The 24,642-nt window shown below is 48.1% G+C and carries 22 protein-coding genes and 1 pseudogene; 11 read left to right on the top strand and 12 right to left on the bottom strand.

The window, feature by feature from the left end:
* Window positions 1-493 precede the first annotated feature (493 nt).
* Window positions 494-1,306, bottom strand: a complete 813-nt coding sequence (locus tag MHN33_RS11645; protein WP_239398123.1) for a hypothetical protein — start codon at window positions 1,304-1,306, stop codon at window positions 494-496.
* 191 nt (window positions 1,307-1,497) lie between these two features.
* On the opposite strand from MHN33_RS11645, the gene MHN33_RS11640 reads away from it, so the two are divergent.
* The gene (locus MHN33_RS11640; protein ID WP_239398121.1) at window positions 1,498-2,190 is read left to right on the top strand and encodes a pirin family protein; all 693 of its coding nucleotides are present in this window, start codon (window positions 1,498-1,500) and stop codon (window positions 2,188-2,190) included.
* A gap of 75 nt (window positions 2,191-2,265) precedes the next feature.
* Here MHN33_RS11640 and MHN33_RS11635 read toward each other — a convergent pair whose 3' ends face one another.
* Together MHN33_RS11635 and MHN33_RS11630 are read right to left on the bottom strand one after the other, a co-directional pair.
* Window positions 2,266-2,871: a glutathione S-transferase family protein gene (locus MHN33_RS11635; RefSeq protein WP_239398119.1), complete on the bottom strand. Its 606-nt coding sequence runs from the start codon at window positions 2,869-2,871 to the stop codon at window positions 2,266-2,268.
* A gap of 132 nt (window positions 2,872-3,003) precedes the next feature.
* Window positions 3,004-3,888, bottom strand: a complete 885-nt coding sequence (locus MHN33_RS11630) for a LysR family transcriptional regulator (RefSeq protein ID WP_239398118.1) — start codon at window positions 3,886-3,888, stop codon at window positions 3,004-3,006.
* Window positions 3,889-3,996: 108 nt separating this feature from the next.
* Between MHN33_RS11630 and MHN33_RS11625 the strand changes: the two genes are divergently transcribed.
* A complete protein-coding gene (locus MHN33_RS11625; RefSeq protein ID WP_239398116.1) occupies window positions 3,997-4,767 on the top strand; it encodes an SDR family oxidoreductase in 771 nt (256 codons plus the stop codon).
* On the opposite strand, the gene MHN33_RS11620 is transcribed toward MHN33_RS11625, so the two are convergent.
* Entirely contained in the window at window positions 4,764-6,779 is a 2,016-nt protein-coding gene (locus MHN33_RS11620; protein ID WP_239398115.1) for a TonB-dependent receptor, read from the bottom strand. The genes MHN33_RS11625 and MHN33_RS11620 overlap by 4 nt on opposite strands.
* A gap of 259 nt (window positions 6,780-7,038) precedes the next feature.
* A complete protein-coding gene (locus MHN33_RS11615) occupies window positions 7,039-8,844 on the bottom strand; it encodes a S41 family peptidase (protein WP_239398114.1) in 1,806 nt (601 codons plus the stop codon).
* Window positions 8,845-9,254: 410 nt separating this feature from the next.
* Here MHN33_RS11615 and betI point away from each other — a divergent pair, with 410 nt between their 5' ends.
* The 5 genes from betI (at window position 9,255) to MHN33_RS11590 (ending at window position 15,065) form a co-directional block, all read left to right on the top strand.
* Window positions 9,255-9,845 (top strand): transcriptional regulator BetI, encoded by a 591-nt coding sequence (gene betI / locus MHN33_RS11610; protein ID WP_239398113.1) that lies wholly within the window; start codon window positions 9,255-9,257, stop codon window positions 9,843-9,845.
* A 1-nt stretch (window position 9,846) separates the two neighbouring features.
* A complete protein-coding gene (gene betB, locus MHN33_RS11605) occupies window positions 9,847-11,310 on the top strand; it encodes a betaine-aldehyde dehydrogenase (RefSeq protein ID WP_239398112.1) in 1,464 nt (487 codons plus the stop codon).
* Between the two features lie 16 nt (window positions 11,311-11,326).
* The gene (betA, locus tag MHN33_RS11600; RefSeq protein WP_239398110.1) at window positions 11,327-12,994 is read left to right on the top strand and encodes a choline dehydrogenase; all 1,668 of its coding nucleotides are present in this window, start codon (window positions 11,327-11,329) and stop codon (window positions 12,992-12,994) included.
* A gap of 136 nt (window positions 12,995-13,130) precedes the next feature.
* Entirely contained in the window at window positions 13,131-14,348 is a 1,218-nt protein-coding gene (locus MHN33_RS11595; protein WP_239398108.1) for a BCCT family transporter, read from the top strand.
* Between the two features lie 12 nt (window positions 14,349-14,360).
* A complete protein-coding gene (locus tag MHN33_RS11590) occupies window positions 14,361-15,065 on the top strand; it encodes a TorF family putative porin (RefSeq protein WP_239398106.1) in 705 nt (234 codons plus the stop codon).
* 620 nt (window positions 15,066-15,685) lie between these two features.
* Here MHN33_RS11590 and MHN33_RS11585 read toward each other — a convergent pair.
* Together MHN33_RS11585 and MHN33_RS11580 are read right to left on the bottom strand one after the other, a co-directional pair.
* The gene (locus MHN33_RS11585; RefSeq protein WP_239398105.1) at window positions 15,686-16,702 is read right to left on the bottom strand and encodes an AraC family transcriptional regulator; all 1,017 of its coding nucleotides are present in this window, start codon (window positions 16,700-16,702) and stop codon (window positions 15,686-15,688) included.
* Window positions 16,699-17,589, bottom strand: coding sequence for a GGDEF domain-containing protein (locus tag MHN33_RS11580; protein ID WP_239398103.1), 891 nt, complete (start codon window positions 17,587-17,589; stop codon window positions 16,699-16,701). The genes MHN33_RS11585 and MHN33_RS11580 overlap by 4 nt, the downstream gene beginning before the upstream one ends.
* 315 nt (window positions 17,590-17,904) lie before the next feature.
* On the opposite strand from MHN33_RS11580, the gene MHN33_RS11575 reads away from it, so the two are divergent.
* Window positions 17,905-18,228, top strand: a complete 324-nt coding sequence (locus tag MHN33_RS11575) for a hypothetical protein (protein ID WP_239398101.1) — start codon at window positions 17,905-17,907, stop codon at window positions 18,226-18,228.
* Between the two features lie 170 nt (window positions 18,229-18,398).
* On the opposite strand, the gene MHN33_RS11570 is transcribed toward MHN33_RS11575, so the two are convergent.
* On the bottom strand, window positions 18,399-18,740 hold the full coding sequence (locus tag MHN33_RS11570) for a hypothetical protein (RefSeq protein ID WP_239398100.1): 342 nt from the start codon (window positions 18,738-18,740) through the stop codon (window positions 18,399-18,401).
* Between the two features lie 194 nt (window positions 18,741-18,934).
* Window positions 18,935-19,141 (bottom strand): annotated as a pseudogene (locus MHN33_RS11565) (hypothetical protein); the annotation flags it as partial.
* Window positions 19,142-19,253: 112 nt separating this feature from the next.
* Here MHN33_RS11565 and MHN33_RS11560 point away from each other — a divergent pair.
* Both MHN33_RS11560 and MHN33_RS11555 read left to right on the top strand, forming a co-directional pair.
* Window positions 19,254-20,606: a hypothetical protein gene (locus tag MHN33_RS11560; protein WP_239398099.1), complete on the top strand. Its 1,353-nt coding sequence runs from the start codon at window positions 19,254-19,256 to the stop codon at window positions 20,604-20,606.
* Window positions 20,607-20,769: 163 nt separating this feature from the next.
* Entirely contained in the window at window positions 20,770-21,486 is a 717-nt protein-coding gene (locus tag MHN33_RS11555) for a hypothetical protein (RefSeq protein WP_239398098.1), read from the top strand.
* Window positions 21,487-21,622: 136 nt separating this feature from the next.
* Here MHN33_RS11555 and MHN33_RS11550 read toward each other — a convergent pair whose 3' ends face one another.
* Together MHN33_RS11550 and MHN33_RS11545 are read right to left on the bottom strand one after the other, a co-directional pair.
* The gene (locus tag MHN33_RS11550; RefSeq protein ID WP_239398097.1) at window positions 21,623-22,348 is read right to left on the bottom strand and encodes a YebC/PmpR family DNA-binding transcriptional regulator; all 726 of its coding nucleotides are present in this window, start codon (window positions 22,346-22,348) and stop codon (window positions 21,623-21,625) included.
* A gap of 110 nt (window positions 22,349-22,458) precedes the next feature.
* Window positions 22,459-23,079, bottom strand: coding sequence for an HAD-IA family hydrolase (locus MHN33_RS11545; RefSeq protein WP_239398096.1), 621 nt, complete (start codon window positions 23,077-23,079; stop codon window positions 22,459-22,461).
* Window positions 23,080-23,491: 412 nt separating this feature from the next.
* Between MHN33_RS11545 and MHN33_RS11540 the strand changes: the two genes are divergently transcribed.
* The gene (locus MHN33_RS11540) at window positions 23,492-23,917 is read left to right on the top strand and encodes a DUF2141 domain-containing protein (RefSeq protein ID WP_239398094.1); all 426 of its coding nucleotides are present in this window, start codon (window positions 23,492-23,494) and stop codon (window positions 23,915-23,917) included.
* Window positions 23,918-24,012: 95 nt separating this feature from the next.
* Here MHN33_RS11540 and MHN33_RS11535 read toward each other — a convergent pair whose 3' ends face one another.
* Window positions 24,013-24,621, bottom strand: a complete 609-nt coding sequence (locus tag MHN33_RS11535) for a glutathione S-transferase family protein (RefSeq protein ID WP_239398092.1) — start codon at window positions 24,619-24,621, stop codon at window positions 24,013-24,015.
* Window positions 24,622-24,642 lie beyond the last annotated feature (21 nt).

The raw sequence follows: 24,642 nt of genomic DNA, 5'->3' as shown, positions 1-24,642 counted from the left end.
CATACCGGCCTTGCGCCGGTATCTGTTCGCAGGCGACTGTTATGCGGGACAAATACGTTATCAATGGCGCTGTCTGAAACAGATCCCGTGTCGAGCACGGGATGACGGGTGAGAAGGGTGTGGTTTGTGTTGGTTCACAGGAAGCTCGAAAAGGGGATGGGCTCTGCAACCAGACCCCCGCCAGGGCTGAGATCAGACATAGTGCCTTCAAGCCATCTGACCTGTGTCATACCAGCCCTGAGCCGGTATCTGTTGACTGTTATGCGGGACAAATACGTTATCAATAGTGCTGTCTGAAGCAAGATCCCGTGTCGAGCACGGGATGACAGGTGAAAAGGGTCAGGTTTGCTATTCGCTTTAAGAGATTCTAAGCGTCTGGGCTTCGTAGCCAAACTCCAATCAGAACAGGCAACAGCCTATCACGCGACATTTCGCCGCCATATCGACCCCGAGCCCGCGAGCAAAATAAATACAAAGCACTAAACAGGTCACATCACCGCTTTGGACACACCACTTTTTCCGCTTTCAGATGATACATTTCAATATCCGGATGACTGAAAAACCCCACTTCCCAGGGGTTTTTAGAAATAAAAAGCTCTCTCACTTCAGTAAACAAAGAGCTGTTGGTGGCTATCTGGTGCACCCGTCCGGCGATAATGGAGTAGTTCCACTCTACATAGTTTTCAAAGGTAAAGCTGGCGCGATTGTCGATGGCAAAATAGCACTGATTGTCGCGTTTCATCAGGCTGGATTTAAAGGTCTGTGGCAGGGTGATAAAAAAGATATCGTCATCGGTACTGGATAAAAATGCCATCACCGTGGTGTGTGGTTGCGACTGTGCTTTGGTGATCAGCACGCCAACTTTGTTGTCGTGCTCTTCTTCGTCCATTACGGGCGTTGCGGTTAAAGGTGTACAGGGCAAGGGGTTTTGCACACGCAGATCTTTCGGGAACTCATAACCCGGCGCACGATATTCCAGCTCAACCGAAATCCCGTAATACACCTGATACTCCACTGGTGACAGGGTGACGTCGGTCTCGTTCAGGGCGGTTACCCGGCCTTTGTACGATAAACGATAAACACTCAGCTCGGCGTCATATTCGCTGACCCCGGTGCGGTTATCCAGATGCACCGTGACCAGATCGCCAACACACAACGCGTGACTTTCTCTGAGCTGGAGCAAAAGCTGGTTGTCATCATTTATTTGCGCAAAACTGATAAAGACATCAATGCCGCCCAGATGGCTCTGATAAGCCGAGGCAACGGCAATCACAGGTGATGGAATAAACTGATTTAAAGACGACATAACACTCCCTTGAAACTGGATTAGCAAGCAAAATCGAACACTTTAACTCTAGCATATACACGTCGCAGGGCACGCTATACATCGTGCACAGCCATTCTTATTTACAGAACGATAATGACGATATTCGCAAATTTTATTCTTTTTCTTGAACCGGTAGAGTAGCGCTATCACAGTTTAGGAGCATCATCATTATGCCATCAATTCGTCGCGGCTCAGAGCGGGGCCAGGTTGATTTGGGCTGGTTACACAGCCTGCATACTTTTTCCTTTGGTCATTACTACGACCCTGAGCATATGGGGTTTTCCGTATTGCGCGTTATCAATGACGATACGGTGGCACCGGGTATGGGCTTTGATACGCACGGGCACCGCGATATGGAGATCATCTCCTACGTGCTGCTAGGGGCACTGGAACACAAAGACAGTCAAGGCAATCATCACATTATTCCGGCCGGAGAGGTTCAGCTGATGAGCGCCGGCACCGGGATCGCGCATTCCGAGTACAATTATTTTGCCACAGAATCAACCCGTTTTTTACAGATCTGGATCCGGCCAGGCACTAAGGGGCTCAGTCCTGGCTATGCTCAGGCTCACATTCGTCAACACGGGCGACTCACGCCGCTCGCCACGCCAGACGGACATAACGATTCTCTGGTGATTCATCAAAATGCCAGCCTGTATCGTTTACAGTTATCTGCCGGTGACAGTATCACCCTTAATACGCATAACCGGTGGGGTTATCTGCACATTATTGAGGGATCCGCTCACACGGCTCAAACACAACTCGATAAAGGGGACGCCATGGGCTTGACGGAGCATGAATCTATCGAGCTGAACGCAACGGTCCCGCTCGAAGCATTGTGGTTTGAACTACCAGCAGGCTAAATGGCGACCCAGGTGGGACTCACAACCATGTATCATTCCTTTGACACCATGAGCTCGCTGTGTTCTTAAGCACGGTTACTTTGCCGGTAATGCCAGACAGCCCGGTAACTGCTCAAACCGTGCAACCCAGCCAAGCACGCGGGAAAAATCACGCAGGCTTGGCTCAAGGTTAATAACCGGAGCGGTATAACTGTATAATGCAATGTCGGCCAGGGTCGCATGCCCCCCTGCAAGCCAGGGCTGATGCTCGAGCTGCTTGCTCATAAGCGAAAACAATTTTAACGTGTATTGCATCGCCTGTTCTTCATTACCGGATTGACCCAACAACCGGCACTTTCTGAGCGCAGCTGGGCCTAAGCACAACTCTGTGGCAGACAAGGCAAACCATCGTTGGATCTCAACCTGAGTCGATAGTTCAGCTGGATACCAGGTTTGCGCAGGGTCATATTGTCTTGCCAGATAAAATAAAATAGCGTGAGAGTCGGCGATAACCATGTCACCATCGACCAGCACAGGCACCTTAGCAGCCGGATTAAGGTGTATGAACGGCTCGGACAAATGCTCACCGGACTTTAAATCAACGATCACAGTTTCGATGTTCAAGTCCAGCATTGATGCAAGCGTGAGCACCTTATGGCTATGCCCGGACAATGGAAAATAATAAAGCTGAATATTGTTCATGATAGCAACCCAATGCTCCTTATCGCGGTATCAGCTAACTATTAAACATCAATTTTTTCCCAGAATAAAATGAAGAATTCTACGGACAGATTGCTGTGTAATTCTCTGCCAGCGGATCATTCCAGCCAAGGTTCACAGGGCGTGCTTACAATACTGGCTCATCATATCAATAAAACAGCGAATTTTGGCGGGGACATACCCCCCGGGTCGATAAACAGCGTGGACAGGCAATCCCTCAAGCTGATAATCGGGCAACAGGGACACCAGCAGTCCGCTGTTGAGCGCCTCGTTAAATGCCCATGCGGGTCCCAGGTGAACCCCTGTTCCAGCCATCACCAGCTCTCTGACCGCCGATACGCTATTAACTGTAAAGCCCCCTGACACTTTGACGCGCGTTGTTTGACCGTCTTTTATCAATCCCACTTGGGCGTTAGCCTGTGCTCGGGAATAAAACACAAATTGGCATCGTCTCAGCATTGCAGGCTCAGTTATTTCTCCCACCTGCGTCAGATAATCCGGACTGGCGACCAATACCCGCTCTGCCATCCCCAGGCCCCTGCAGATCAACCCGGAGTCTGGCAATACACCGATACGTACCGCCACATCGATACCACTTGCAGTCAAATCTTCAAAATGGCTACCCAGCATCAACTCAACCTTAAGATTGGTATAAGTCTCCCGCATCTGAGTCAGAACAGGCACCACAAACCGCTTGCCAAAGTCGACCGGCGCAGCAATGGTCAGCGTCCCACTGGGTTGATCCTGCAAACCTCGCAGGCGATTTTCCAATACAGTTTGCTGCTCAGCAAGATGCTTTAATCCCTGAAAATAAACCAACCCGGCTTCTGTAGGCTGGGAGCGGACTGTGGAGCGGTTGATCAGTTTAACACCCAAATGCTGCTCTAAGGCAGCCACTTTACGACTCACTGAGGAGGGGTCGGTATTAAGTTGTTCAGCAGCGCCTTTCAGACTGCCTGCTTCTATTACCTTCAGAAACGTCAGTTCATTTGAATTCATTATTTTTTGCATATTTTGCAATTAATAAATGAAAATTTAAGCACTACCTGAAATAAACGCAAGAGGTTACACTGACTTTCGTCAACTAACCCAACAGGAGTAAACAATATGTCTATCTCAACAGCCCGTTCTGATTTGACTGATAAAGTTGCCATTGTCACAGGTTCTGCACGCAATATGGGTCGAGCATTTGCTATCTCACTGGCAAAGCGCGGCGCAAATATCGTGGTGCATTATCATAGTGATACATCACGAAGTGATGCCGAGCAAACTGCAGCCGAGATCACTCAGATTGGCAGACGGGTGCTTTTAGTTCAGAGCGACCTGAGCCAGGAAAGTCAGGTCCAATCGCTGTATCAACAAACACTGGAAGCCTTTGGCCGGGTTGATATTGTGATTAACAACGCTGGCAAAGTGCTGAAAAAAGCCATTGCAGATGTTTCGGAGCAAGAATTTGATCAACTCTTTGCGATTAATACCAAAGCCCCCTTTCTAATGATGAAACATGCAGCCCATTGCATTCAGGATCACGGCCGCATTATCAATATCGGTACCTCTTTGCTCGGTGCGTTTACCGGTCTGTACGGGCTCTATGCAGGCGCCAAAGCGCCACTGGAAGACTTTACCCGCGCGTTGGCAAAGGAAATTGGTGGTCGCGGAGTCACAGTGAACGTCGTCGCGCCGGGACCAATAGATACCGCATTTTTCCACGGTGAAGAGGACCCCCAGTCAGTGGCTTACCTGAGTTCGGCCAGTGTGCTGAACCGTTTGGGTCACATTGACGACGTTGTACCTATGATCGACTTTCTGGCCAGTGAAGAAGCACGCTGGGTAACCGGCCAGACCTTGTTCGTTAATGGTGGCTTTGTCACTCGCTAAAATTGATATGACCAGCTCAGGCGCAGGTTTCGTGGCGCCTGAATATACTTCACGGGAGACACCCCCCGGGCATTACCATGGTAATAGGTCCTATCAAACAGGTTTTCAACATATAGTCCCAGGGTGCTCTTGCCTTGTGTGTAGGTCAGGTTCATGTTGAGGATTGTCCAGCCGGGTATTGTGACTATGTCTGTGCCGGATTGTTGAAACCGGTTAGCCTCAGTCAGAGTTTTATCCCAATGATCAATAAAAGCAGACACCTGCCAGTGCTGATCCAGGGCATATCCCACTCCCAGTTTGACCTTGTACCGTGGTACATCCAGAACCACAGACTGACCGGCAACCCGGGTTTTATCCGGTGATATGTAGCGCATGGCCAGCTGCCCGCGCCAACGCTGAGCCTGCCAGCGCAATTGGTTTTCCCAGCCAGACACTCGGTGCTCACCCGCCACGATGGTACGCCAGATCTGGGTGTTGGGGTCCTGCACTTTCTGATAAAAATTCTTAGCCTGCATGCTATAAAGAGCAGAAATATTGGCAAACTCAATATCACGCCAGCGGAACTTGCTGCTCCAGTTGAGCTCATACATCTGCATACTTTGCGATTCAATCTCATCATCCACCACCAGATCGAATTCAAAAATCGTCGGTGGGCGAAACGCCTTACCATAGGTCAATTTAAATGCCTGCTCAGCACTGGTCTGATAAACCATACTAACGCGGGGTAGCCAGCTGGCATTGGTATAATCCTGACGATGATATCTGAGTCCGGCATTGACCTTTAGCGTGCGCTCACCAAACTGCCATAGCCTTGAATATTGCCCGAATACGGCATGTTTATCAGAACGCGATTTGTCTGTCGGCCATGAGTCGGGGGTGACCAATTTTACGCCATCCGCAGTTTGCCGGTATTTGACTTTCAGACCGATTTCGGTGCGCCAGCCATCGTAACCCAAAATCCAATCCTGATCTGAACCGGCCTGATAGTGCCATTGCGTATGTAGCCGTATTCTGTCCGACGGCCCGATGTCTTCGCGCTCCGTATATAATGCCAGCTCCTCATAGCGGGTAGCCTGCTCAGGGCTATCCACACTAAGCCGGTATTTTTCTTTGTATTCTCTGAAGTAGCTCAGCTCAAGATTGCCCGACCAGTTTGAACAAGGCCGCAAGTGTTTACCCAGATAATAGCTGCTATATCCCCGATAAGCGTCGTCTCCGGTAATATAGTCAAATGCGACGGCTTCTATGCCACTCACATTGGTCGTACGGGTCAGGTTATTGCCAAGATAAAACCAGGGCGTAGTCAGGCGACTGTCCAGCGTAATGTTTTTCTCTCGATTGCGAAAATCATCAGGGTTGTGGTTTCTTAATCCATCTTTGCTGTTTCGACTGAATGCTTCATCGTCGACAATAAATTCACGTATTTCACGATAATCCAGATCGCTTTCAAAATAACTGGCCGACACCGCCAGTTCAACCTCTCCTTGCTGATAATGAAACACACCATGACCATGGCGCGTTCCCACCTCACCGATCAGTAAAGACACTTCGTTCACACCACTTTCCAGGCGAGTGATCACATTGATCACACCCTGCGTTGCATTGCCGCCATACAAGGTAGAGTTTGGTCCTTGTAAAATCTCAACCCGCTCAATTCTGGCGCTCGGAAAGTTATTCATAATGAAGGCTTCATTAGCGAGCAGGTTTTGTACTTCCCGGCCGTCTATGAGCATCAGGGTACCCGACATGTTGCCGGTAAACCCCCTCTGTCCACCAGGCAGCCAGGCCCACTGATAAAAGTAATCCATATTGGGAACAGAGGCGAGGATCTCCTTTAAGTCGCGCCAGCCATAGCGTTCTATGTCCGTGCGGTTGATCACGTACACAGTACCCGACGATGCCAGCCAGGATTCGCTCTTACGTGCTGCGACGGTCACATCCTGATCGAGTAGCTCCTCAAAAGACATCGCAAAAAGCGCATCCTCCTCTTCAGCCTGTGCTGTAGCAAACACACAATAAATCATTGAAGATACAAGCACAGAAACAAAAGGTTGGGTCATATACTGCTTACTTAATTGAAGAGATATCAGGGAAGTATAGCTAAGCATTTCGACTTTTGAGTGAAACTTAGAAATGGCAGAAAGCGCAGTCGTCATGATATGGGGGAAGCGGGGGAAAACGGCCAGAGGTTGGAATGCGGCTTAACTCACTGGCTCATCAGTCAAGCTGTGAATAGAGCCCTGTTCGGGCTCTAAAGGATTAAGCACAACCTCACAGTTGATCTTTTAAATACTCAATTGCGGCTGAAAGCTGATTATCCTCGTTGGCAATAATGGATTCTATGGTACGAGGCACATATATATCGGGTTGCACGCCGCGACCAATCAATATTGAACCATCTGCATTGTCTGCTCGCATTGCGGTATACCAGAAGCCAATGCCAGACCCTTGTCCTGAATCAAAGTAGCTGGCGCTCATCACCTCACCATTGATGCCTGAAGTCGCAACACCTAATATCGGCATACCCGCTTTTTTTGCAAATATAAGCGCATGTTCATTGAGACTAATACTTTCGCGCGAAGCCAAAACGATTACGGGAATATCCAAAGGGTTTTCTGAAACCTCTATCGTTTGCCTGATCTGTTGCGAATAAAATGCTCGCCTTGCGGGACCTTTTCTGTGATAACGGTACAACTCTCCATGCTCGATAGGCTGGTCGATAAACCAAGACAGCCCCTCCTGCCAGGCAAAAAAGTCTTTTGGATACTGCCTGAGGTCAAGGACAACCGCACGTGCGTCCTGCAGCTGAGCCTTCGCTTGCTGAATATTTTGTTGGGTGAGGTTATATAGATTAAGTTGCCAAAGTCCACTTTCCAACTCTTTTACTGCAACAGAATCTCTCGGCACTAATGGTCGCCACTGAACCAGTGTCCCTTCGCTAACATGAACTTTGTTTGAGTTAACCTCAATCACCCTGCCATCAGGCTTCCTGAAAATGGCATTGACAGGTGCTTGTGCTGCAGAGAAATTGAGATACTTTGTCGCATGGTTTTTGCTGGTATGATCGTTGTTTGTCAGCCAGCTTGCCCGCTCCTCGACCAGATCTTCGAATGGCACCTCATTGAGCATAAGTAATTCATCACCAATCTCAATCTCGGGACTAGCGACATCAAGTAAACCAACCACTATCGACTTACCCTCAACCCGACGTAGTATAAAAGGGTGGTTGTAGCTGGGCTGAGGCTCATAACCCCAGGGGTAAAAAATTCGAACATGCTCGTCTTGTAGCTTTTTAAATTCACTATTGATTGCTTTGATGCGGGTAGTTGGCACTTCCTCTGTACATGCTTTCAGTAAGGGCATTAAACTACGCTGCCAGTTTACGTCCACCTGTTCAAAATACGGCCAATAATGATGAATTTCTCCCCACATCGCTGAAACAGTCGACATACAAACAACAGAAGATGAAAAGTCAGTGCCTACCTGCCACTGGCGATAATCACTGTAGTTCAGCCCTTGATCGCTGGCTGACTGAGGTAAATACAAGGGCATGTACAAAGTACGCCAGCCATATTTTACTCTTGCAAAGTTGCGATCTGGTAGCTGTACATTGGCTTTCATTGTTTCGTGATTACCTGTAGACAATTGCCGTGTGTAATAATAGATGGTCCTTGCTGCATCCTGCTGCCATGCGACTGCAGGCTCATTTCCTCTCAAGTCAGGTAACTCTCTTCTGCGCTCAACAATAAATGGCGCAATTTCACGCAGCCTTTGCAAGCCAACTTCTTGCCTTCGATATGGCTCTGTCTGACTCAATTCAACGATTGTTTCAGCAACAAATTTGTCCCAGTTAGTGGCTGCAACCGCCTGGCTGGGATAGAAAAACTTCACTTTATTCGCAAACTTAACGAACTGTTTTATATCTTTAAGTAAAGCTCTGTCTAAGTTGACAGCTGGGGAGGGTAGCAGCGTTGTAGCATCTGCCGGAGGGGATGTATTTTGCGCAAATGTATTAGATGCAAAGCAAAGCGTAGAGGTGAGCAGCGAGGCAACTGTTAGATTCTTAATTATTATCATTTTTTAATCTCCTTTTAGTCAGTCGCATTTCAACCTAGCAACAAACCCAGATGCATTCAACGGCAGAAAATTACCCTCAAGAAGGCGGCTGTAACAAGCGAAAACACGACCATTCAACTTGTCTGAATAGTGCACAAAAGTGTTTAGTCCTGAGATAGCGCTCCCTCACTCGTAATCCTGTATCGACTGAAAGCGCCACCAAATCGACCACTGAACCCGAAGCAATCATCACAAAGTACACACAGGAGAAATAGTTTTATTGAATTTACCAACACAAAAAAACCAAACAATATTAGCTGGTTAAGTGCAAAATCCATTTTAAAAAAATGTAATTTACAAAATGTCAACCTTGAATTCCCTCTCTGTTCACCTTAAAATTTATTTTTATTGAACGATCAATTAATAAAAATATGCCTAAAGTCGGAATGGAACCAGTGCGTCGCCAACAGCTGATTGAGGCGACCTTACAGTCAGTGGCAGAGCTTGGATTACAAGCCACCACGATCAATAGCATTAGTAAAAAAGCCGGGATGTCGTCGGGGATCATCAGCCACTATTTTGGTGGTAAGCAGGGTCTCATCGAAGCCACAGTACGCTATTTGCTGAGCAGCCTGCAACGCAGTTTGCTACAAAAAACAGCACAGGGTTGCTCCCCCGAGCAGCGTCTGATGTTTATTGTGGAAGCCAACTTTGCTGTGGTACAGCAACAGCGTGATACGACCCGTACCTGGTTAAGCTTCTGGGCGCATTCCATGCATGATGCAGAATTACATCGCTTACAACGCGTCAATGCACGCCGACTTTACAGCAATTTATTGTACTCGTTTAAACAGTTAATGGCCCAAGGCGAAGCGCATGAAGCCGCAGAGCTGAGTGCCGCTATGATCGACGGCCTGTGGCTCAGAGCCGTTCTCAATAAAGCCGATGATGCGCAGTTTGACAGCGCGCAGGATCTGGCCAAACGCTATATCCAGTCCCTCATCCAACAATTTGGAGTCTAATATGTCCACACCGCTCTACCAGAACTTTATTCATGGCCGCTACCTTGCCAATCAGACCGGCGAGCAGTTTGCGGTAAAAAACCCCGCGACCGACGAAGTCATTTATCACGTTGAAGTAGCCGATGCACACATTCAAAAAGCGGCCATCGACAGTGCCAAAGCCGGGTTTGCGCAGTGGTCAGCCATGACCCCGATTGAGCGCAGCAGAATTCTGAATAAAGCGGTGGCGCTGTTGCGTGAACGTAATGATGAGCTGGCTAAAATCGAGGTGCTGGATACAGGCAAACCCTGGCAAGAAGCCGAATGCGTTGACATTCAAACGGGCGCTGACGTGATCGAATACTTTGCCGGACTGGCGCCTGCACAAGTTGGCCAGCAACAAATGGTCGGCGATGATTTTTACTATACCCGCAAAGAACCGTTAGGCATTTGCGCAGGCATTGGTGCCTGGAACTACCCGCTGCAAATTGCTTGCTGGAAATCTGGCCCGGCACTGGCGGCTGGTAATGCTTTGATCTTTAAACCATCTGAAGAAACACCGCTGGGTGCAATGAAGCTGGCTGAGATCTTTATTGAAGCAGGTATGCCAGCAGGTGTCTTTAATGTAGTACAGGGTGCCGCTGAAGTCGGACAGTGGCTGACACTGCACCCGGAAATTGAAAAAGTGTCATTCACGGGTGAAGTGGGCACAGGCAAAAAAGTCATGCAAAGTGCGGCGTCTAATCTGAAAGACGTGACCATGGAGCTGGGCGGTAAATCGCCGTTACTGGTATTTGACGATGCCGATGTCGAACAGGCGGTCAGTGCCGCTATGCTGGGTAACTTCTACACCCAGGGTGAGATCTGCACCAACTGTACACGCGTCTATGTGCAGCGCGGCGTGTATGAGCAGTTCCTTGAGCAGCTTAAAACCCGCACAGAACAAAATATTATCGCCGGCGATCCACTCAATCCCGAAGTAAACCTGGGTGCCTTGATTTCGAAAAAACATCAGCAGCTGGTGCTGGATTACATTGAGCAGGGCAAGCAGGAAGGCGCAACTGTGCTGACCGGTGGCCATGCCCTGAGCCCGGCTTCGGCACCTAACGGCTACTTTGTTGCCCCGACCATATTCACCGACTGTCACGAAGACATGACCATAGTCCGCGAAGAGATCTTTGGTCCGGTGATGTGCGTCATGGTGTTCGATGACGAACAAGAAGCGATTAACCGCGCCAACAATACGCATCTGGGCCTGGCGGCCGGGGTATTCAGCCGCGATATTCAACGCGCCCATCGCGTGATCCACCAGCTACAGGCTGGCATTACCTGGATCAACGCCTATGGCAACTCACCCGCCGAAATGCCGGTTGGTGGCTACAAGCAATCCGGTATTGGCCGTGAAAATGGCATTGAAACACTGGATCACTACACCCAGACCAAGTCTGTTTATGTAGGTATGAGCCAAATCGAAAGCCCATTTTAAGCAAAGGAGCCAGACTATGAAAAAAGTATTCGACTACATTATTGTCGGTGCTGGCTCAGCAGGCTGTGTACTGGCAAATCGATTGTCCGCCAATCCACAACACCGGGTGTTACTGTTAGAAACGGGTGGCAGTGATAAGAGCATCTTTATCCAGATGCCCACGGCGCTGTCTATTCCTATGAATACCGATAAATACGCCTGGCAGTTTCATACCGAACCGGAGCCGTATCTGGACAACCGGGTGATGCATTGCCCGCGCGGCAAGGTGCTGGGTGGTTCGTCGTCTATCAATGGCATGGTGTATGTACGTGGCCACGCCAAAGATTTTGATGAATGGCAGCAATACGGTGCGCAAGGGTGGGATTATCAGGCTTGTCTGCCCTACTTTAAGCGTGCCGAAAGCTGGTATCTGGGCGAAGACTCGTATCGGGGCAGTGAAGGCCCGCTCGGCACCAACAATGGTAACGAAATGGCCAACCCGCTGTATCGCGCGTTTATTGAAGCCGGTGCACAGGCTGGGTATGCCAAGACTGACGATTATAATGGCGAGCAGCAGGAAGGTTTTGGCCCAATGCATATGACGGTAAAAGATGGCCGCCGCTGCTCCGCCAGCCGCGCCTATCTCGACCCTGTAAAGGGGCGTGACAATCTAAAAATCATAACTGGTGCGCTGGCGCACAAGGTGCTGCTAGAAGGTAAACGTGCTGTGGGTGTGGAGTATCAGTGCAAGGGAAAAACCCATCACGCCACAGCCGAGCGTCGTGTGATCTTAAGTGCCGGGCCAATCGGCTCGCCGCAGCTGTTGCAGCTGTCGGGGATTGGCGATCAGGATGCGCTCAAAGCCGCAGGCGTTGAGGTAAAGCATCATCTGCCCGGCGTCGGTAAAAACTTACAAGATCATCTGGAGTTTTATTTCCAGTACAGATGCAAACAGCCCATTACCCTCAATGGCAAACTGGACTGGTTCTCTAAGGGACTGATCGGGGCGCGCTGGATCCTCAACAAAACCGGCCTGGGTGCAACCAATCATTTTGAATCTTGTGCTTTTATCCGCTCCAAAGCGGGCGTTGAATGGCCAGATCTTCAGTATCACTTTTTGCCCGCAGCCATTCGCTACGATGGTAAAAGTGCATTTGATGGACACGGTTTCCAGGTCCATATAGGTCACAACAAACCGAAAAGTCGCGGTGAAGTCACGATTAAATCGGCCGACCCAACTCAGGCCCCCAAGATCCAATTTAACTACCTGGCACATCAGGACGACATCGAAGGCTTCCGCGCCTGTGTTCGCCTGACCAGAGAGATCATCGAGCAACCGGCCTTTGATGCCTACCGCGACGGTGAAATTCAGCCAGGTAAAGACGTACAGAGCGACGCAGAAATTGATGCCTTTGTACGCCAGGCCGTCGAAAGCGCCTATCACCCGTCCTGCTCATGCAAAATGGGTGAAGACGACATGGCCGTGGTGGATTCAAACACCCAGGTGCATGGTATCGATGGCCTGAACGTAGTGGATTCGTCTATCTTCCCGACGATCCCAAACGGCAACCTCAACGCGCCAACCATTATGGTCGCGGAGAAAGCCGCAGACATTATTCTGGGCCAGCCGGCCCTTAAAGCAAACAATGCTCAGGTTGCCATTCACAGTCAGTGGCAAGCAGTACAACGTAGCACGGAGATTTAACAAAGCCACCTGCGGCCCAACCGGGCCGTGGGGTCTGCAGTGGTGCGCGATACAAATTGGTTGTATCGGGTTAATGCGGAAACAATAAAAAACGGAGAGACAATGAGTTATTTCTACTTATTTTGGGAGGGTGACAATGACAGTATGGCTTAGTACAGGCATTGTGTTTACCCTAGTTGCAATCGCTTTTATTTTATTAAAATGGGGAAATCTACGCTGTGTCGGTGTGACACCGGTTAAAACCTTTACCTTTATTGCTATTTTATTTACGTCCGGTCTGGATGTCGGACTTATCATGTTTCCGCTGACGGAGTTTGCGGGTTACGCAGACATAAAAGCAAGCCCAGAGTATGCGTTTGCCAATCCACTCGCCATCGAATTTGGCTTTTGGGGCTTCCTGATCTGGGGATTTTATTTTCTGACGTGTTTTTATTTCTGCGTAATAGAACCTAAGGTGAAGTTTTTCGAAATTCCCTGGGTTAAGTTTATCAATAATGTTGTCATTATTGGCACGTGCGCCTTTACGGCCTATCTGCTGTTGTCCAACCTGCCCTGGTATATGCCAAGTGTAGGCGATGGCGAGTCCATTGTTCCGACCTTTTATCTAATCGTGTTCGCTGCCATTTGTTTTGCGGTGTATTCAAGCACCAGCCTGAAGTATGTCCGCATTCTGAGTATTTCTACGACCTGGATGTTTATCGCCCTGATCGCCTTTATGTGGGCTTCTGCGTTTATTTTTGGCGACAGTGAGATGAGTGCCTTTACCAACAATATCGCACTACTGGGCGACTACTTTAGCAATATCAACGAGTTTATATTGCCGCTCAATGACTATCACGAATTTTATCTATTCTGGTGGTTTGCCTGGAGCATCATGATAGGTCAGTTCACCTCGCGTTTTGTCGGCGGCCTGAAAACCTATCAGGTACTGGCAGCCATGCTGATATTCCCATCTATTCCTATCGCTGTCTGGTTTAGTGTGTTGTATCACTATCATGAGGCCGGGATTGATACTGCAGGCATCAAGAACCTGGCAATGGTCGTAGTCGGAGTGATCTTCGTGATTAATTCTCTGGACTCATTAATTCGACTCTACACCGATAACCTTGGGCTGACGGTTAAAAAACTCGGGAAACGCAACTATATTTTGACTAATATTGCCGCTCTGTCATTGCTGACGCTGCTATTTAAACTAAACTTTCTGCAGATACAGTGGGTTGGTGCACTGGTAATTGCGTTGTTTTTTGGCTGCTTTGGCTATATTTGTTATAGCAAGTTCAAAACAGTGGCAAACATTACCCGTTCGCCCAAAGAAAATACAATCGACTTCAGCCGTATAGAGACCGTAAATTAAGGTTTAAAAGAAATGAAAGCAAATTTAAAAACAACACTCTGCGCACTACCTCTGGCCCTTTTGTCGAACATGGCTATGGCAGGCTGGTCGACAACCATTACCGGCACCTCAGACTACACCTTTAACGGGGTGTCGCAAACACAAAGTGACCCGACCATTCAGGGCAGCCTGGACTACGCGGCCGATGCTGGCTGGTATGTAGGTACCTGGGCCTCTGGCGTTGACTTTGGCGAAGACACAGGACATGAGTGGGACTTTTACGTTGGCCGCTCCTCTGAGCTTTCCAGTGACTGGACCGTCGATTACGGCATTGCCTACTACACTTACCATGGTCACGGTGACTCAAGCGACTTTAACTATCCAGAAGTCTACACTAAGTTTGCTTATGCGAGTAGTTTAGGGACAACCGATCTGAACTTCTGGTATAGCTGGGATTACTTCGGTGTGGGTGTTGGTCATTCGATTGTGATGTTGTCGCATACTTTTGATATTGCCGACAATCACTCAATTACCCTCAGTGGCGACGTCTCGAACTCATTCGACGCGGACAAATACGCCTGGGATGGACTCGACAGCTCTTACACGCACTATGCGGTGTCTTACACCACCACGCAGTTTGATTTCGATCTAACCTTTACTGTGGAAGATACGACCATAGATGGCGAGCATACCGACGAGCGCTTTGTGTTCTCGATTGCGCGCACGTTTGATTTATAATTCAACTGAACACAATGAGGGCACTCCTGTGCCCTCACTACTATACTTTCTCTGCATGTAAAGCCGTTTCTCTGACAATAATGGTGCTGAATGCTGCACTGTCTTGACCTATGCTCAGTGTGTGTATAGATGGTCAACTCATACCGGGTCTCATTCTGTACTGTGACTACTAAGTCATTGCGTCCATCGAAACTTCCCTGTAGCAGAGCTGTACTTTTACTAAACTCCATAACCATGCCCTCTGTTCATTTTGCCTTATGACAGGAATGAGATTAATTTTCAGCTCCAAAAAAGTTACAAAATAACTACATAGAAACAAACTATTGACATTTGAATAAAAAAGAATCAACCTGCTACTTCTCATAACAAATAGGATGTTAACAATGAAAGTGACTTTGAATAAAAAATCGATTAAATCTCTATCTGTAAATTCAGCCACGATTATTCGCGCTCAGGAGACGCCTCGGATAGGGGGTGGCCGCGTAATCGACGAATCATTTTGGGTTTGTATTGACACCCGTTCGAACTGCGAAGGGACAAAACGCTGCCCGTTCTGATTAAGAAAGTCTAATAACAAGCGCATTCTGCGCTTGTTATCTCAATGGTTGTTGATGCTGTGATTAAGAACCACAACGAAACGCACTGGGTACAGCCCCGGTCCAGCGCTTAAATGCCCGCCGAAAGCTGTGTACATCGGCAAACGCCATGGTGCTGGCGAGCTGGCTATTATTCCATTGATTGAGATCCATCAGGTGCAGTGCTTCTTGCCCCCTGACTTCGTCAACCAACAGTTTGAAATTTGTACCGTCTTGCTTAAGGCGACGCTTCAATGTCGCCGGGCTCATACCCAGATAGCTGGCGGTGTCTTCCAGCGACCAGATCTGACTTAGATTCTTACGAAACAAACGACGCAGGTGTGCCTGAAGTAACTGTGGCGGATGAAGCACGTGGCAGGCACTGCGTTTTGCCTGGGCAAACCGCAGTGCACTGGCCTCTTTAAAAGGCTGGTAGAGTGCCTCTTCTTGCAAGATAATGGCGCAGCGTGGCGCGTTAAAATGCACACGCTCACCCAGATAGACCGGATAGTGCAAATCCTGCGCGGGTTGTGACCAGGGCAGCTCGACCTGTATCCAGATCTGCGCGCCGAGTTGCTCCTTTAGCAGCAAACGGCAGGCAGAGAGTACGATTTCAAACACCGCCCGTTGCTGAATGCTCAGTGATGCAGATTCAGTCAGCCTGATATATAACATTCCCTGATGCCGCTGCACATTAAACTGAACCAGCGTTTCAATGCCTTTTTGTACGCGTGCCCAGGCTTTCAGTGCCCCGCATAAGTCAGGTGCATAACGCCACAAATCAAACAGAACATGACCATGTCCGGTCGCAATTCTTTGCCCCAATTCCATCGCAAGGTGTGGATGCTCCGCCAGCTCTCGTTTAAGCTTTTTAAGTATAAACAGCACATTGACAGGCGCAACCTGGGCGCCCGGATAGGTCAGATCCTCAAGAAACAACGACGATCCCCGGATCAGTTGTTGCGGTTTTACCTGATAGTGCTCGGCCAGCTCCAAAATAGTAATAAGAAAATGCGCAGGCATACGTTTGTCATGCAGATAGGCTAAATTTTCGGGTGTCATAGTGTCTCCACCGCAACAGCAGACGACGTGCGTTTCGCGCCCGCCAGCTGTTGATTAAGCCGCTCAAACAAAGCCTGCTCTGACTCTCCTGCCATTCTCGTTGCCTGGACAGTGGTCACGGTCAGCGCACCCTTTAACGCGCTATTACAACAGTCACGGATCAGCTCGCAGAAAACACTGGCTTCATGGGGGGGAGTATCCGGTAGCAATATCGCAAATCGGTCACTGGTATAACGACAAGCCAGATCGCTCTCCCTGAGCGCTAGTTCCAGCGCGGAAGCAACCCCATTGAGTGCCTGATCGCCTTTTTGCACACCGTGCACCCGGTTGTACTGAGCAAATCCATTAATATCGACCATGACTAACGAGAGTGGTTGCTCACGCTTATCATGCAATACAGCCTCACGGTTAAGCTGTATTAACAAGTAACGAAGGCTGTAGAGCTGAGTGACGGGATCAATCAGGCTGTGTTCGCGATGAAAGTGCTCTCGTTGTTTCAGCTGGCGATTGACTGCCTGTTGCTCTTTGTACCAGGAGATCAGTCCCCAGGTCAGTAAGGTCATACTGACAGGTGCCGGCAATGACTCCAGCCAGGTAAATAAATGACTGTGCGGCGGATAGGCGATGAACTCATCCAATACATCAAGCCAGGTCGTAAGCCAGTAAGTTGCCGAGCCGAATAACAATATTGCGGTCACCCGCCCTCGTGGCCGGCACAATGCCAGCAGTATAAGCCAGATAGCGGCCATCACAGACGAAGTGGTTTCACCGGTTAAGTCGACCCAGTCGACGTCATGCATAGGTTTGGGCTCGCCGACAAATAACGCCAATATGGTGAATCCGATACTCGCAATTAGAGCGAGGCATAAACTGCTGACATTCTTCATCTTTTGAGCCAAATATTGAATTTTGCAGGTATCCTAGCGGCGCGATATGACACTTTTAAGACACTTCCGGCTAAAGCCTGAGCTATCTGGACCCGGCCCGAGCAGCTCATTCAACCTCGTATCAAACGCATACTCATCGCCAAAAAATCACCTAACAACAAGATTCTGTTTGCTTTTTTACTACTCAAGCGGATATGTTAAGACAAAGCAGCTCACATCACCTTCAATTCAGGGGTCACAGTACAAATCTTACCGGTTGTCAGGCCCAAAGCTCAGAGCCAACCCGTTGCCGTAGCAAAAGTGGGCGAACATCTGATGGATGATGTAGAAAGCCTGGCGCTGTCTTTTGGTGACGCGCCAGCTCTGGTGATGTCGAGTCGGGGCACAACAGCTACCAGCTCTACGAAGCAACACCGCCCTATCGCCATTTGGCAGGATTTCGCGTTGGTCTGGATGGCTTCAAAGGCCTTGATGGCGCGTCAGAAACCGATGGTCTGGCCCTCAACCCGAGATTATCCCGAGGGGTTACTGGTACTCCAGGAGGGTCGCAACCGCTTTCCCGATCAGCCGCAAAACTTTAAATTTGTTAGCTGGCGGGATGTCCTGGAGGCTACGGGGATAAATCAAGGTTTGAAATAGTTAATAAAACACAGTCCTGCCCCATTATATCTGGCTTTCGGAGTCAGTTTAACTTAGCTTGCACTAAAGTCGAAAACGGCATTAAAAAATGGGCAATGACTGCCCATTTTAGTCTAGCTTTTAATGCGATCACACATCGCACTGGATATTCTGACACTCTCCAGCTCAGGCTAAAACTCAATTGCAACCAGCTTACACCAGTTTTTAATTCTGACCATCTCGGAATCAATAGTCAGGGTGATAGGCTCGGCTTGAACTTTACTGGCTAGTAGTGCGGAGAAAATAGCTGCATCTTTTGTGGGGTGCAAATAAGCCATGTTCTTAACGCACCCTTCTGCAGCATTTGAGAAATTTTTATCAAACTTCACCAGCGCCATATCTGCATATTTTGCATCTGTATATTCGACAGTTCTCATCGAAATACTCAGCATCTTTGCATTACTTACGGCAAAATGCTTCGCGTTAGCATTAAGCGAAAATATCATTGTGATCATCAATAGAATTAGTTTCATTGTCGCTTCTTACTCAAGCTTTGGAGGTGCTGACATGATAACGGCAATATTCTTGGTGTCAACAAAGCCCCACCACGCACAAAACAGGCTGCGTTCCCAGCAACACAAGCTGTACTTGGTTAAAAAAGCCGAGTTTCATGGCTCGGCTTTTCCGTTTTTTACCTGAAATTACGCAATAATCATTCACCCAGGGGTTAGTCTTTCACAATCGCGTTATGATAAACGTTTTGTACGTCGTTGCAGCCTTCCAGCATGTTGATGAACTTCTCAAAATTAGCCTAGTCGTCTTCACCAGCGAAATCAAAGATAGCAAAGTGGCCAAATATATGTGCAACACAGTCCGGGCGATTAATTTTTGAAACTATCTTAGTAAAAAGCAGGCAAATAAGGTTATCTCTGACATCCATTTTCTCATTCAATACTTTTTCAAATAGGTTAACTTTATAATCAGGTTGCATTCGAATAAAAATGGTGATTTCATAATCAGGAACATATTATAAGGAAAATAAACATATGAAAAATAGTGCAACTGCATTGTCTACCCTGGCAATTGCAATGACATTCGCCACCAATGCAAATACCTCATTAGACCACATAGAGCTGGAGCCGGCAGGAACCGTAACCCCCTCAAGCTATTCAATTTCTTTGAACGATAGAAAGGAAGCGAGACTATTCGCCAGACATACCCAGTCTGTATCGGCAAACTCAGCCACAACTATCACCCCACAGTGTCAAACATTATCTACGGGAAACCTCTACACGCACCCAGGCCTAAACACTGGGGCCACAGATTGTTATCACTTTGAAATCACAGAGCGGGGTAAAACGACGGCCTTGCTGCTAAATCAAGAAGCCGGCAATAATATTGATTTATCACTGATACGCCACAATGAAGACGATACATATACGGCGCTGGGATTATCAAATAATACAGGCACAGCAGATGAAGCGGTGGTCGCTTTAACCGAGCCGGGCCATTACTATTGGTTTTTTGAGGCACAGGAAGGTAATGCAAAACCCTTTGGGTTTGGAGCTATCGTTGCTACACAACTTGACGGCTATGAATTCAACGATACTGTTGCTACTGCAACCATACTGGACGATAAGCAACATCATATCAATGCAAACATGGACTCTGCAACTGATGTTGACCTGTACAAGTTCACAGCCGTACGAGGCCAGGATGTCGTTATTCACCTTAACGATAATAAACTCGATGAGTGGGTTATTGAAGTTTATAATAATGGCTGGCAAACCTTACCAAATAACCGGGATAATAACTTGAGTAACCTTCAAGCCAACCAGGATATTTATGTCAGGGTCATTCCAAACTTAAATCTACCGGTTAAACCCGACAACTTTTATAACCTTACTTTTGGAACCAAAGTGGCGTCGACCTCAGACTATTTTGTAACCGGGGAGTCAAATGTTAACAGGGTTACCTATGCCGCGTTCCGTGAAGCAGACGCAACTTATGCCACAACACAAGCATATCGCAAGGTAACTTGGGGTATAACACTCAAAGACTCCACAGGACACCCTGTTGAGGGAGCCAAGGCAAATTTACGGTTTGACCAAGATGTGCGTGATCTTGTAATTGAATACGTAGATCATATTGAAGAGGCAAACAGTGAAGGTCGCGTTTCAGGCGTCGTCAATGTTGGTTCGTGTTTCAGTGAATTGACCCTGAGGCATACGGAATATAGTTTTGGTTATAAAAACATCTGGGATACCGACTTGGTACATGGTGTTTGGCGACTGGAAATACCTTACTCGGTTGGCCTGGGTATTGGCGGACCAAATGTAGAATATGTTGTATTCGGGCACTTATGTGACCAAGACCTGGTAAGTAGCAACCCTTCATAAAACAATACAGTCCATTCGAGGTCGCACGTTAGCGCGACCTCCACCCTCAGTTCAATGACAAAACTTGATTATTTTGATAAAAACATGTTAATAAACTAAAGTTTGCACTATACCTCGCCGATAGGTTGGAGAGCACTTCACATCTAGATATAAGGAATATTCAATGAAGATCCCCCATCAAAGCGTTAATACACCGCAAGTACCGGCTAACAATACGAGTAGGCAGTCAACGACCAGTGCGCCAGAAGAAATGAGCGAAGAACTCATCAATGTTGCAAAACAGCAGGTGCAGAGTGTCTCGGATGCTGACCAGCAAGTATTAAATCGTGCTAATTTGCATGATATGGAAATTAATTCAGATACGGTGTACGAACCAGAGCGTTTCGTCAAAGTATCCCAAACTTTGTATTTTGGCGAATTACCCAGCCTGTTTCGCGACATGCAGTCTCATTATCAAAGCTTTATGGGAGAGCTTAGCCAATCAGCTCCTGAGCTCACACAAGAAAACTGGGGATTTTCAATCGATGAGCATGGTCAGTTTGTGGTAAGTGGCAGTATTAGCGATGAGCAAAAAAACTACTTATCCGATAAATTGAATAGCAATGAAGAGATGCTGAAACTGGCACAGCAAGTGCCTGGTGTGCTGATGAAAGGGCTAGCATATGACAGGGGTGCCGATGGGAAAGCCAATGCCTGGGGAAAATATGATGTTAACAATGAAAATCTTAAAGATATCTTAGATTTCAGAGCAGTGCTGGATGATTCCTACTCAGCCAGAGGGGACATTGCTCAGTTTAAGAATAATTTTGACGTGCTGAAGTTTGTTGAAAGTGTAGCAGGCCAGCTGCGCAGTAATGCAGAAGTAAAATTCAGTTACTAATACCAAATTTGCTCCTTCTAATTGAACAGGTATTAAGTGCAATTGGTATAAGTATCAAACGCCAAAAAGCCGAGCGTAAAAGCTCGGCTTTCTCCGTCCTGTCGCTGACAGGACGGACTAATCACTCACCCAGGGGTTAGTTTTTCACAATCGCGTTGTGATATACATTTTGTACGTCGTCGCAGTCTTCCAGCATGTTGATAAACTTCTCAAAGTTAGCCAGGTCGTCTTCACCTGTGATCTCAACGTGCGTTTGCGGTACCCAAGTGATTTCGTCTACTTCGAAATTGATGCCTTCAAACGCATCAATCAGGGCTGTTTTCGCCTTAAAGTACTCAGTGTGCGGTGCGAACACGGACACCTGACCATCTTCTATTTCGACGTCTGTCACGTCTACATCGGCCATCATTAGCGCTTCCAGTACCGCTTCATCGTCATCACCAGCGAAACCAAGGATAGCAAAGTGATCGAACATGTGTGCAACACAGCCCGGACTACCAATTTTTGAGTCTGTCTTTGTGAAAGGCAGGCGAACATCCTTGATAGTACGGTTCGGGTTGTCAGTCAGACAGTCCACAATCACCATACAATTACCAGGACCATAGCCTTCGTAGCGTGCCGGAGAATAATCTTCACCTGCACCACCAGCCGCTTTTTCAATTGCTTTTTCAATCACGTGCGCCGGAACCTGGTCTTTCTTAGCTTTGTCGATCAAACGGCGAAGGGATAGGTTAGTGTCGGGATCAGCGCCACCATTTTTAGCAACTACATAGATCTCTTTACCATATTTTGAGTTTACTTTGGTCTTTGCCGCTGCCGTTTTTGCCATGGCGTTTTTGCGGACTTCAAATGCTCTACCCATCTTAATTCTCGTTTGTGCAAATTATATTGGCCAAGATTCTAACAAGACATTGCATTTTGGGCTATACCCAGACGAGAATTGCGCGCTATTACAACAGCGCACAGGGGCAATTATCCAGCCAGCTGGCCTGTGCGAGAGCGATGATGCAGGCCCAGTGCAGCGGGTAAGTCAGCGAAACGTTCAATAATAATGTCGGCCTGCCGGGCATAATCCGGGAGGCCTGCGGGGGCAAATAAACACGCATGCATACTGGCACGCTGAGCCGCTTCAATATCGTACTTGTAGTCTCCTACATACACACATTGTTGGTAGGGCAAAGACCAGCTGTCAGCCACCATATGCAACGCCTGAGGATCTGGCTTTGGCAATGCATCTTCACGCGTCAGCATTAAATCCAGCTCCAGTCGGCATCGCTCCAGTTTCAGTCTGGCCGCTTTGGCGTAGTTACGCGTTACTATTGCCATGGGCATGCCGATGGCTCGTAAAAAAGACAAGGTATCTGCTACACCAGGGATGAGTTCCGCACGCTGAGCATCTTGCATTTCGTGCTGATGAATTAGCGCCATCGCCTCTTCACGCATATAGGGTGAAGGCAGAGACTCCACGTAATCAAGTAAGTCTGCGTCACGGTCGCAGCCCACTTGCGCTTTTATCAAAGCGAAGTCGAGTGAGGAGGTCACCAAAGTGCCGTCCAGATCAAAAATCACACCTTTTACCATTAAATCAGCCATTCATATTTCCTTATCACCAAGGCCTCACCAGCCATAAACATAGGGTAAGCTGACATGCCTTGCAAAGATATTGAGATAAATTTTTTCAGGCCCTACCTGCTGGTCATATCACAGCAACGGGGCACTAAAAAATACGTGCTACCGAACAATACGGATCAATTGAAAGCGTGGCTGGAACATGGCACCTTTTAGATGATTAAGCGCAATACCTTGTTGCAGCCTTAGCGATTGTAAAGGCCCTTACCACGGTACCAACGTTTGGTCAGTGAAGGCGTTAATAGTAAATAAAACCCTCTTTCGAACAGGAGTGACATTCGTCATGTCATGGTCATGACAGATCACACACGTAATTACCCCATCCTTTTCGTAAAGTTATCCCATCAACATAATGACTCAGCAAAGGATAACCAACATGACTAAACATTTGACTCGCATCACTGCATTTGCCTGTATACTTGCGGCACTGTCGACCAGTGCGATGGCTCAGGATCTGACGATCACATTCAGTGGCCTGGCACATCAATCTGGCACCCTAAAACTGGTTGCCTATGATTCTCCGGCAGGGTTTATTCAACATCAGGCCTGGCGCGTTGCGCAACAAATCGTGTCCGATGCCGAACCAGAGCTTAGGTTGAAAAATATCGAACCCGGCCAGTACAGCTTTATGGTCTATCAGGATCTCAATAACGATGGCAGACTAAACCGAAATCGTTTTGGTATGCCTACAGAGCCATATGGCTTCAGTAATAATGCTCGCCCGGCAGGTGCACCACAGTTTGGACAACTGGCAGTACAGATCACGCAGCCAAATCAGCAGCTGGAAATAAGAATGCGCTAATGCTTAAAGTGCCACAGTACACCCAATGCTGTGGCGATTACACATACAAGTAGCTGCGCTGTTGGATGTACCCCAGGCAGCTTTGCTTGGGCTGATTACCCAAGCGCTCTGGCAGCCTGATAAGCCTCACGATTTTGTACTTTTTTCAGATAAGCCTGTATCTGCGGCTTATCGTCCAGCAACTTAAGATTCGCAGCAAATTCCAGCGTAATGGTCATCATGATGTCTGCTGCGCTAAACTGTTCACCGGCAAAAAACGCCTGCTTTTCCAGCGTTGCTGCAATGTAGTTCAGGTCCAGTGTCAGCTCTTTGGCTATATACCCGTCCATAGGCGCGCTGCCGTCACGCTGCTCCATCCCCATCAGCAAAGTTGCAATAATCGGCAAAGCCAGCGTTCCTTCTGCAAAATGCAACCATTCGAGATACTGGTAATAATTCGGGTCGCTCTTGTGCGGACGCAAACTGGTTGAATCGGCCTGATCCAGCAAATACTCCATAACCGCCCCGGATTCACACAGTACCAGGCCCTTGTGTTCAATGACCGGTGCTTTGTTCAGCGGGTGGACCTGGCCCAGGCTTGCTGGGGCCAATCTGGTGTGGGGATCACGCGCATGATGCACGACTTCATATGGTAACTTGAGTTCTTCGAGCAGCCATAAAACACGGGTCGATCGTGACTGGTTGAGGTGGTGTACCTTGATCATAACTTACTGGGATCCTTATCT

Source organism: Pseudoalteromonas sp. OOF1S-7, from assembly GCF_022347765.1.
Classification (GTDB): Bacteria; Pseudomonadota; Gammaproteobacteria; order Enterobacterales; family Alteromonadaceae; genus Pseudoalteromonas.
Note: the sequence above shows the minus strand (reverse complement) of the source record. Positions and strands in the feature narration are given on the sequence as shown.

Bases quoted from the DNA above. Each gene is read 5' to 3' on its own strand.
- MHN33_RS11615 (WP_239398114.1), bottom strand. From the start codon at position 8,844: ATGATAATAATTAAGAATCTAACAGTTGCCTCGCTGCTCACCTCTACG.
- MHN33_RS11535 (WP_239398092.1), bottom strand. From the start codon at position 24,621: ATGATCAAGGTACACCACCTCAACCAGTCACGATCGACCCGTGTTTTA.
- MHN33_RS11545 (WP_239398096.1), bottom strand. From the start codon at position 23,079: ATGGCTGATTTAATGGTAAAAGGTGTGATTTTTGATCTGGACGGCACT.
- betA (WP_239398110.1), top strand. From the start codon at position 11,327: ATGAAAAAAGTATTCGACTACATTATTGTCGGTGCTGGCTCAGCAGGC.
- MHN33_RS11625 (WP_239398116.1), top strand. From the start codon at position 3,997: ATGTCTATCTCAACAGCCCGTTCTGATTTGACTGATAAAGTTGCCATT.
- MHN33_RS11590 (WP_239398106.1), top strand. From the start codon at position 14,361: ATGAAAGCAAATTTAAAAACAACACTCTGCGCACTACCTCTGGCCCTT.
- MHN33_RS11540 (WP_239398094.1), top strand. From the start codon at position 23,492: ATGACTAAACATTTGACTCGCATCACTGCATTTGCCTGTATACTTGCG.
- betI (WP_239398113.1), top strand. From the start codon at position 9,255: ATGCCTAAAGTCGGAATGGAACCAGTGCGTCGCCAACAGCTGATTGAG.
- MHN33_RS11555 (WP_239398098.1), top strand. From the start codon at position 20,770: ATGAAGATCCCCCATCAAAGCGTTAATACACCGCAAGTACCGGCTAAC.
- MHN33_RS11635 (WP_239398119.1), bottom strand. From the start codon at position 2,871: ATGAACAATATTCAGCTTTATTATTTTCCATTGTCCGGGCATAGCCAT.
- MHN33_RS11560 (WP_239398099.1), top strand. From the start codon at position 19,254: ATGAAAAATAGTGCAACTGCATTGTCTACCCTGGCAATTGCAATGACA.
- MHN33_RS11550 (WP_239398097.1), bottom strand. From the start codon at position 22,348: ATGGGTAGAGCATTTGAAGTCCGCAAAAACGCCATGGCAAAAACGGCA.
- betB (WP_239398112.1), top strand. From the start codon at position 9,847: ATGTCCACACCGCTCTACCAGAACTTTATTCATGGCCGCTACCTTGCC.
- MHN33_RS11575 (WP_239398101.1), top strand. From the start codon at position 17,905: ATGGATGATGTAGAAAGCCTGGCGCTGTCTTTTGGTGACGCGCCAGCT.
- MHN33_RS11640 (WP_239398121.1), top strand. From the start codon at position 1,498: ATGCCATCAATTCGTCGCGGCTCAGAGCGGGGCCAGGTTGATTTGGGC.
- MHN33_RS11570 (WP_239398100.1), bottom strand. From the start codon at position 18,740: ATGAAACTAATTCTATTGATGATCACAATGATATTTTCGCTTAATGCT.
- MHN33_RS11645 (WP_239398123.1), bottom strand. From the start codon at position 1,306: ATGTCGTCTTTAAATCAGTTTATTCCATCACCTGTGATTGCCGTTGCC.
- MHN33_RS11580 (WP_239398103.1), bottom strand. From the start codon at position 17,589: ATGAAGAATGTCAGCAGTTTATGCCTCGCTCTAATTGCGAGTATCGGA.
- MHN33_RS11595 (WP_239398108.1), top strand. From the start codon at position 13,131: ATGACAGTATGGCTTAGTACAGGCATTGTGTTTACCCTAGTTGCAATC.
- MHN33_RS11630 (WP_239398118.1), bottom strand. From the start codon at position 3,888: ATGAATTCAAATGAACTGACGTTTCTGAAGGTAATAGAAGCAGGCAGT.
- MHN33_RS11585 (WP_239398105.1), bottom strand. From the start codon at position 16,702: ATGACACCCGAAAATTTAGCCTATCTGCATGACAAACGTATGCCTGCG.